Origin of the sequence: Rhodoplanes roseus (assembly GCF_003258865.1) — a bacterium.
GTDB classification, from domain to species: Bacteria; Pseudomonadota; Alphaproteobacteria; order Rhizobiales; family Xanthobacteraceae; genus Rhodoplanes; species Rhodoplanes roseus.
The window spans coordinates 1-276 of record NZ_NPEX01000080.1 but is presented as its reverse complement, the minus strand read 5'-3'; positions in this window follow the sequence as shown (position 1 = coordinate 276).

The window sequence follows — 276 nt, the reverse complement described above, 5'->3', positions numbered from 1 at the left end:
GGCCTGCCGGCGGACGCCGCGGCGGCGGCCGCAGGCCCTCGGGCTCGACATGCGGTTCGATCCGCGGTGCGTCGCGGGTCGGGGCCGTGGCGGCGAACGCCTCGCGGGCGGTTTTCGATGCGCTGGCCGTGGCTTCGCCGAGGCTCTCCGCCTCCGCCACGACGTCGCGAAAGCCTTTCAGGCCGCGATCGGTGAGCGACGCGCCGGCCGGGCGGCGGGGCCGCGGATCGGCGCCACCTCCGGCGCCGGTCCCCTCGCCGGCTCCCTGGCCACCCC